Here is a 9,332-nt window from a genome sequence, read left to right as displayed (position 1 = left end):
GGCAGCACGTAGGCCGTAGCGAGCCATAGCGAGTTACGGCAATGCGCGCACCGCCGTAACTCGCTATGGCTCGCTACGGCCTACTTTCATGGGTCGTGACAAGTTGACAGCGACGCATTTTCATCAGCCCGGCCGGCAGCTCTCTGCCGGGGATGTAAATCCCCGGATGGCAGCGTTATCTCTCACTTTTTCTCTGGCTCGGTTACAGAGAATTGATGTGGGGCAGCCATCCGGGTGCTCGCGCACCCGGCAGGATGCTGCCGTCGCTCCGGGCCTAACATGCAGTGACTGACGCGACGTCCCGAGCGAAAGGCGACTATAAAAAGTCGTACCTTCCTTAGTCTAATAAAAATGCATCCACGGATTCGACCACTGGAACAACGGCTGATTCTTGAGTTCGTATCACCCGCGGACCGACTGGTTTTGCTTCGCTGGTCACTGGCTTGGGTTTTATCGCTGCATCGTCATCGGTGGAACCCAAAAAAGTTCCGCTCGATGGTAATTCTAAATGCTGGAAAGCCATGGTTCCGCCGACTAGCAAGGCAGCAACTCCGGCGCTGCTGAGCAACACAGATCGTATCAACCGACCTTTGTGCCAACGACCGACTTTCATGGGTTGACTAGCCGCAGCGGGTGCGACGGACGAAACGGCCAACCAATCGGCGGACGTTGGTCGTGTTAATTGCCAACGCCGACAGACATCCATGAACGACTTCTTGACCTGATCAAAATCCGAGAATCGTTGTTCAGGAGCCTTGGCCGTTAAGCGTCGAATCAGCAGATCCAACTCGGGCGGCATCTCGCGGCGAAGCTTGCTGACCGGTTGCATCGGTTCGGATTGGTGCGCCGCAACGATTGCGTTTGACTGAGTCAACTCAAATGTCGGACGCCCGGTCAACAGATACCTCAAGATGCAACCAAGCGAATACATCTCGGCTCGATCGTCAACCTTGCCTACTTTTCGGAATCGTTCGGGCGCAGAAAACTGTACGTGATCCGCCGGCAGCACGTGAACCAATTGCATCGGATCAGGCTGATTTTGCTTTCTCGCGGCTATCAAGTTCCCCAGGGCAAAGTCTCGCACGGAGACTCGCCCCTTGGAATCAACGATGACCTTACCAGGCCGAAGCTCTGGATGAGTCAGGTTCTTGTTCTTCGCAGCAATCAATGAGTCGATGATGCTGATGACCACATGCATTGCCTGCCCCAACGACATCGGCCCGATGCGATTGATCAGACGGTACAGATCCTCGCCCGGCATAAATTCATTGACCAAGAAGATCCGTTTTTCATCGCGACCAGACTCGATCGCATGACACACGACGGGCGAGTCGATTTGTTTTGATTTGTTGACCCAGTGCCGTAGCGGCGTCAGTTCCTGCCGAAAATTTGGCGGCAAGATTCGAATCGTTACTCGGTGGCCATCGCTCATTCGAGAAGCTAGATACACTGGCCCCCAACCGGCGCTCCGCTGATCCAGACCACCGTCAACTTGGTAGCCGTCGTCGACGCAAACCGCAGACGTGGAATGCAGTTGAGTTTCGATCAAGTAGGATCCCAATACCAACGAGCACGGGTTTGCCGAATCCAAAACCTTCGATTGAAAGTCAGTGGGCGTTTGATTGCCGAGCATCGCCGAAACCATTTCAGCCGGCGACAGAATTGGGTTGAAGCGATCAATCAATCGCGGTCGAATCGGCGCAACAGCGATCGAGGCGGTATCAAACGACTCCTTTGAATCTGAATCCCATCCTGACGATGATTTTGGGCTGGATGCTAGGCTTTTCTTGGGACTAGCGGAAACGCCCGTTGTTTCTGTCCCTAGATCCTCAAAGCCAGGATCCTCAAAGCCAGTCCATTGGCTTCTTTTCCCTTGGTTGATCGCGTCAGCTCTTTTGCGGACATTGGACGCAGGTTCTTTCAATTTCAATTCGTCGTCCACTGCAGCAACCTTGGCGATCGAGAATGGAGTCGCTGGTTCCGAAGCATTTGTTCGACGATGACGCAAAGCTTCTCGGATCCGTTCTCGCTCGGCTCGTGCCTGTCGTTTTTCTTCGCTGCTACGCTTGGGCGTGGGTGTTGCGCCGGCGCGTTTCGCTAGATTCTGACCGTATTCCTTCCGGCTTGATTCGTCCATCAGACAATCTCGCGCCTCGGCGAGTTCGACCAACAGCAATTCATAAGACTCCGATAATCCCTTATCTTGCCTCGCACTCATTTTCGCGACGCGTCGGTAGTAGGCTGCTTTGATAACTCGCGGATCGCCCTCGCCGCGATCGAGGCCTAGCAACTCGAAATAGCAGGGCCGTATCGTCGACTCGGGTAGTCCGAGCAATTCAGCATAGACGTTGCTGGTGGAAGACATGCTTGGATTGATCCATGAAGTTGATTTCTATTTGTTGCGACGGCGATTCGAATGGGGCCGAGGAGTTGGCTTAATCTGATCGACCCAATGTCGCGACCGCAGCCCGAGTTTGGGATCCAAAATGGGATACAATTCCCAAACCTTGACTTTGTTCTCTTCCCCAAAGGTTGAAATAAAGGCGGGATAGTCTTGGCCCGGGTCCGCTTTAGAAAACGCAAGGCCCACGACTGGGCCAGAGTGGGCGGGCCGTTCGGGAATTTCCGGGCGTGCGTGCGTGCGGTCGGCAATCATTGATTCCAATTCAGAATCGATCGTAACGCTGTAACGGTCGCCTTGATCAAGGTCGTAGATGAACGCTTTCCCGTTGTCGTCACCCATCGCAAGCCATCGACCGTCATCACTGATCGTATGCTCCGGCATGCCTTGCTGAGTACTTAAGTAAGGAATGACACGTTCGGCGCGCGCTGAATTAAGGTTGACGACGTGAAAGCCCTTACGATTGCGAACGATGATCTTTGGTGATGGTCCCGCGGTACGTTTGGATTGCCAGTTTGGATCGTTCGGATCACGTTCATCTTCGCGAAGTGCTCGCGAAATAAACTTGATGGGTTCATTCCCGGAATCATCAAAGAACGGACCTTCCTCACTGCTAAGTTCTTTGCGTGACTTTCTGAAATCGATCAACTCGGTTCCATCCCAAGCCATATCCCATCTGCTGAATTTATAGAGTTCATCAGAGTACTGACCGTGGGCGACTAACATTTTGTCATCGGGCGAAAACGCTAATGCATTGATCCCGACTGCTGCGTCGGTATTCCTTGTAGCAGCTTGCTCATCGTCGCCTCCATCAAGCCAAGGCTTGCTGTGGTTGACCTCTTCCAGCTTTTGAAGTTGCAACGTCTGAATATCCGCGACGAACAATCGATGAACCGCTCGCTCGCGAACACAAAACGCGATGTAGGGCGAATTGTTGGCGAATGCCATTGCCGTCACCACGCCCTCGTAACTGCGATACTGGGAATAGGGCACGATTTGATCCTTTGACAAATCACCAATGTCATAGATGGTCAAAATATCGCTCTCTTCGCGGATCGCCCCGGCTGAACCGACCGCTAGAAATTGATCCGACGAATTGGGGTGCTCGCTCACCGACCAAGACGCAACATTGCCGATCAACCTGGACGAACCATTCTGTGAAAACAGCATCATCTGTGGGACCGTCAGCACGCCCGCGGAATCGGGCAGCGACACCAGATCGCGAACCTGCAAGTCTTCGATCGACCAAGCATGTGCCTGCAGGCGAGAATACTTGAAGTCCCAACTCAGCAGCGCACCGTTGTCGCCGTAATCGATTTCGACGTCGTCTTCGTTCTTCTTCTTTCTTCGCTTAGATCTGGAATCCGATGGCCTGGCCGCGTAGAGGAATCGATCGGACATCAACAGTTCGACAGGTCGAAACTTTTTGTCCAACCCAAACTTAAAATTGGTTGAACCAACGAACGCCAAGTTGCTGAAACCATCGGCAAAGATTGAAAGGTTTTCAGATTGTTTTGCCGGCGTCAAACGTTCCTGAGATTTCGTCAATTGGCGACGGCGACTCGATAACTCTTTGGCGCTGATTCGCCTGCCTTTTTCGCCCTGCATGACTGACGCGATCGTGGATTTGATCTTATTTTTTACATCGTCCGAAACATTCATCAATTCCAAAACGTCGGCCGTCTTCGCTCCGGAAATTAACGCCTGTCGCGCGGCATCAAAAGGATCGTCCTTTGCCAAACCGCTGATCGCCTCAGGCACGGGCACATTGTCGACCTTGGTGCTGTCGGCCAGTGCTCCTTGCGGGATCGCGGCACCTTTGGCCGGCAACGACGATGGGAAACGCCATGACCGAATCGACTTGTCGCTCCCTCCGCTGACAAACTGACCAGGTTCGGCCAGCGCTGCAATGTCGACCACTGGCCCGCTATGTCCTTTGAACGTGGCGACCTCGCGATCTTCTGATAAATCCCAGGCCCGGATCGCTCCATCGCTGCCACCGATCAGCAAGAAATCAGAATCCGATGTGAATGCGGCCGACGTGCTTCGCACATCGCTGCGAATGATCAGCGACGGGTCGATCTCACCACCGCTGTTGCCGGCGGCTTCGATATCCCAAACGTAGACAGAATTTTCCGCGTCCTCATACACGGCCGAAACGAAACGTCCGTCGTTCGAAGCACTTGATTGGGCAATCGGTGATTCAGCACCCCGGAAGACCGCTTGCGGTTTGGCCATGGAAGCTCGGCTCCACAATGACAAGCTGCCGGCCATGTCGCTGGACAACAAATACTTGCCTTCGCTGTGAAAACTAAGCGACACGATCGCGGTGTCACCCGACTTCACTTTTCCGAGCGCCGAAAGCGGCTGTACCAGCACACTGGCGTCGCCCTCGTCTCGTTTGGCCAACAACAACTTGGCGGCATCTTCGGAAAAACTAGCCGTTTGAAGCCCTTCGATCGGGCCAACCATTTCCAAGTTCTCGCCAGTGGACGACTCGTAAACGCCCACTCGTTGATCCGAGAATCGTAACAACACCGCGCTACCGTCAGCGGAAAACCTCATCCCAACGGCCTCGCCGGGCAATTCCACGTCGACCTTTGGTTTACCCGAACGAGGACTCAAAACCAACAGATGATGTTTGCCGCCGACGCCTCGCGATTCAGCGATCGCAATCAGTGCGGTAGCGTTGGGATTAAAGCCGACGCGTTGGACAAAGAACTCATCCAAGACGGTTTGTCGGTCGCGACCGTCGTCGGTTTTTTCGTCGATTTTGCCATCGATTTTGCCATCGGTCGATGCGGCGACGGGAACCCAGTCGATCGTGCTGGAACCATCGACCATCGCGACCAAAGTTCCATCGGGTGACACCGATGCATCGACAATCGAGCCCCCTTTGGGACGCACGATGTTCATCGTTGATGACGCGGATACGATCGCCATCGATTTCGCATTGTTGCCGCTGACCAGTAAATGATCGTTCCCAATGGCAACCATACGGTCGGCGGCGATGTCACAGGAAACCACGTTGGCTGGCTTTTCCAAATCGCCAATCAACCAGCTCAAGACTTGCCCGTCGGTTGTCGCTGCAAAGATCCGCCGTCCGTCTTCGCCACCACAAATCGATCGCAATCCCAGCGGCGTTTCGATTGGCAGTTGGACGGTTTGATTGTCGTCGTCGACCAAATGAATCCGACTTTCATTGTCCAACAGAATCGTTGAACCCGTGCTTCGCAGCGTCGAAACGGACTTGATCGCTGATGAAACGACGGACACACGGCTAATCGGTTTTCCCGTGGCCGCGTCAAGACGGATCATTTCACCCGACTGTGTCACCGCGATGACTTGATCGACGGCTTCGCCAAGTGTGATTGCGGTGATCGGCGAAGGACTATCGAATTGCCAATGTAGCCTAGACACATCGATGCTGATCAACCTGGATTTGGGGTCTTTCAACAGCAATCCCTGGTCGGTCCATGCGATCACCGACCATCCCAAACCAGGCAGCCCGTATTGTGATTGAATCTTGGCGGTTTTGGCATCGACGATGACGATGCGTTTGGCAGTCGAAACCGCGATCAGTTCACCGTCACCGGACCACACCAACGATGGCCCCGGGGATTCGCCAGCATCAGCACCAGGGGAAGTTGCAGGTGTGTTTAACCTGGGAAGCGAGACGCGGCGAACTCGATAGGGCGCGTCCACAATCGCCAACTGTCCTTCGGAATCGATGACTGCCGCGGCGGCATCGATCGGATGAGGCGTGATCGCGGCGACTTTGGCATCCGTCACTTTCCACGATTTTTTCAACTTGCCGTCACCGCGATGAACGCGAACGACCGAACCCTGCGAAGTCCAGACGGTTTCGCCAGCCACCGCGACGCCCGTGTTTGATTCGGGCAAGGGGAACGAGGATGGTGCTTTGGTGATCCCGCCAACGCGGTGACGCTCGATCCTTCCATCGGCATCCAGCAAAACCAATTTTCCATCGTTGCCGATCGATAGATTTAACCATCGGGTCGGTAGCCGACGATCGCTGCTGATCGTGATCCCACGTCGCGGGTCGATCGTGTACCAGTCCCCTTGATCGGACGCCACCACGACTGCGTCGCCAGTCGCGATCGACTTGATTTTCCCCAGACCCTCCACGATGGTTTTCAGACTGCCGTTTTCCGCATCAATGCCCAACAGCTCACCCTGTTCGGTGCCAGCGATGATCGCCCGACCGTCAAAGGATGCCGCAGTCGCGATTCTGTTTTCAATCGATCCAATGGTCTGACCGCTAAGAGTATCGATCAACCGTGCCTTGCCTGCATCTCCGATGACCAGCAAACGATTCTTCGTCGCGATCAACTGTGTGTTGTCATCCACCGTGATGCCTTCGTCCGCTGCAAAGATGCGAGTCTTGCCAACAGTCGGCTTCTGCGAATCTAGTATTTCCACTTCAGCGATCTCGCCGCCGGCCAGAACGCTGCGCAGAACGCTGGGCAGAGCCAACAAGACGGACTTTCCATCAGCCGACCAAACACCAGCGACCGCAGCGGATAACTCGGTCGGCAAGACGACGGGTTTTCCGTCATTCTTTTTCGACAATGACAAAATTTGAATGCTGCGTTGACCATCGTGAGTGAACGCCGCGATCAGCTTGCCGTCGTTGGACACACATAGCGGTGTCGCTTTTTTGCCGACCGCCAACTCGTTGATCGTTTGATCGCGATCGACCTGCCAAAGCTTGCCCTGATCATTGGCAACCACCATCCATCGACCATCACTGGACGTTTCAGCGTGAACAATCATGCCAGTCCGCAGTTGCGATTGCCGGGATTGGAGATCGAAATCGGGGAAAGTGACCATCAGCGGATCATCGGTCCCGCCCATCATTGTTAAGCCACGCTCCCCTTTCTGAAACGTCGTCCATTTTGAAGCTTCGGTCAACTTGATTTTGATGAGCGACTGCTGGTTTTCGTTCGAAGTCACCGAGATCGTTTTTTTGTCGTCGGACACCGTGACTTGCTGCGAACGGTTGTCACTCAAAACAGTTTGAACGGTCGTTCCCGACGTATCGCACGACACCACATGACCAAAGCCGTTGATACCGATCGATTGAACAGGGTGTTGGTGGATGTCTCTTCCCACGACTTTGGGTTCGCCGTCGCGTCCGTCAATATCCCACCGCAGCACGTGACCACGATCGGTGCCCAGGATCGCTTGTTCGCCGGTGATCGCGATCGCGGTGACCTTGCCAACTTCAGATTCGACGACGCGGGTTTCGGCCAGAGTTGATCCCTTGTCTAATCGAACAGCAATTAAATCGGCACCGCGACTGTTGACCATCACAGTGCCAGTGGGGTCGATTGCCTGGACCGATGCCACTTGCGTCGCGAGCGCCCGCGGTGTGGGGGACGGGTAGTTGCCAACACCGATGCTGCCCCGGGCAGTTCGATAGACAAACCGGCGTTGCTCGCCTGAATCGGTCGAGGGCAAATTTTGGATCGACTCGATCGCGTCGCTGGTCCGTATCGAAGCGATGGTTTTGCGATCGCTGTTTTGAAAAAAAGCAACGCCTTTGTCGGACGCCAAGATGACTGTTTCACCGTCTTCGGCAATCGCACCGCTGACCAGCGTGTCGCCGGAGCTGGCTTTGCCTGGCAAGACGTGACGGCGGACGGCTGATCCGTCGGCAAGTGAGTACAAATCAAGATTGCGAGATCGGCTGGGCACACCGACCAACGATGCGGTTGCCGACGGAATGACAAACTTCGCTGGTTCGACCAAAGCAATGTCTTGCTGCGACTGAATCGGCAATGACCATTGACCGACTTCGCCGGATCCCGACACGGTGACCATCGCGCGTCCCTTTTCGGTAAACCCGACTGCCTTGATGGCATCGCTGTGCGCGCGAAAATCGCTACGGCTCAGTTGCCCTTCCTCGGGAACCCACTGCGTGATTGCTCCACCGGCGTCACCGACGACCAAACCTTTGCCGCCTGCGCCGGGCACCATCAATGTGGGCGGATTCTCGAAATCACGTTCGCTGAAATCAGAGCCTTTTGTTTGCTGCTGAGCGATTGACCAAAACGTGACCCCGGTCGTTGAGGCGGCGAACAAGACTTGATCGTCCTGGTAACTCATTAGCGAAACCGTCTGCTCTTCGCCGGGCGGCAAACTCAATTCCAAGGTCTGTTCGTCTTGATGGTCGGCCCAGATTTTCAACGTTCCATCGGCCCCGCCGGTGGCGACCACTTGCGCCGATTCGCTGATCGCAACGGATGTCACAACGCTGTCGTGAGCCTTGCGAGGCAGCGACGAATCCTTACGACGCAATCGGTTTTGTTGGAAACGATCGAGCCCATCAACGGATTCGAGCGAGAACACTTTGAAGCTGCCGTCGGTGCCACCGACCACCATCCGATTACCTTGATCACCAATCGCGATCGAAAAAGGATCCAAATGCGGGTTATAAATTTTCCGAATGAGCGACTTGGTTTTAATGTCGTAAAGGCCAACCGTTTTGCTTTCGCCCGCGTAGGCCACCGTCTTGGCACCCTTGCTAATCTGCAACACCTCCTTGCGGATCGGCAGTTTCCCAATCAAGTCGTCAGGTGATTCCAGTGGCGACGCAGCGGATGCAGCATTGGTTTCGGCGGTAGACTTTGCAGTGGCTTTAACGGGCGTCACGACCGGCGATTGTTTCTGCGGCGGCTCGGCCTTTGCCTCAATCTTTGGCTCAGGCTTTTTCTTCGCAGCCGCCTTCTTCGCTTCCGCTTCCTCGGCCTTGTCCGCTCGATTCCTTGCGGCCCTGGCTTCGGCCATCTGCTGAAAACGATCAGCGGTACTGGAGCCACCGCACCCGCTGATCATTAGGATTGCAAGAACTGCACAGAAACACCGCGAACGGTTCATGGACAATCGCCATTAAGAGAAGCATTGG

General features: G+C 54.8%; 2 protein-coding genes. Both read right to left on the bottom strand.

All coding sequences use genetic code 11. The annotated features are described in order from the left end of the window. Nucleotides 1-337 precede the first annotated feature (337 nt). Entirely contained in the window at nucleotides 338-2,365 is a 2,028-nt protein-coding gene (locus RC85_RS11400) for a serine/threonine-protein kinase (protein WP_068262604.1), read from the bottom strand. Nucleotides 2,366-2,392: 27 nt separating this feature from the next. After that, nucleotides 2,393-9,304 carry a hypothetical protein gene (locus tag RC85_RS11395; protein WP_084422575.1) on the bottom strand — a complete coding sequence of 2,304 codons (6,912 nt, stop codon included), beginning with the start codon at nucleotides 9,302-9,304 and terminating at the stop codon, nucleotides 2,393-2,395. Nucleotides 9,305-9,332 lie beyond the last annotated feature (28 nt).

Origin of the sequence: Rubripirellula obstinata (assembly GCF_001642955.1) — a bacterium.
Classification (GTDB): domain Bacteria; phylum Planctomycetota; class Planctomycetia; order Pirellulales; family Pirellulaceae; genus Rubripirellula; species Rubripirellula obstinata.
This window is presented reverse-complemented; position numbering and strand designations above follow the sequence as displayed.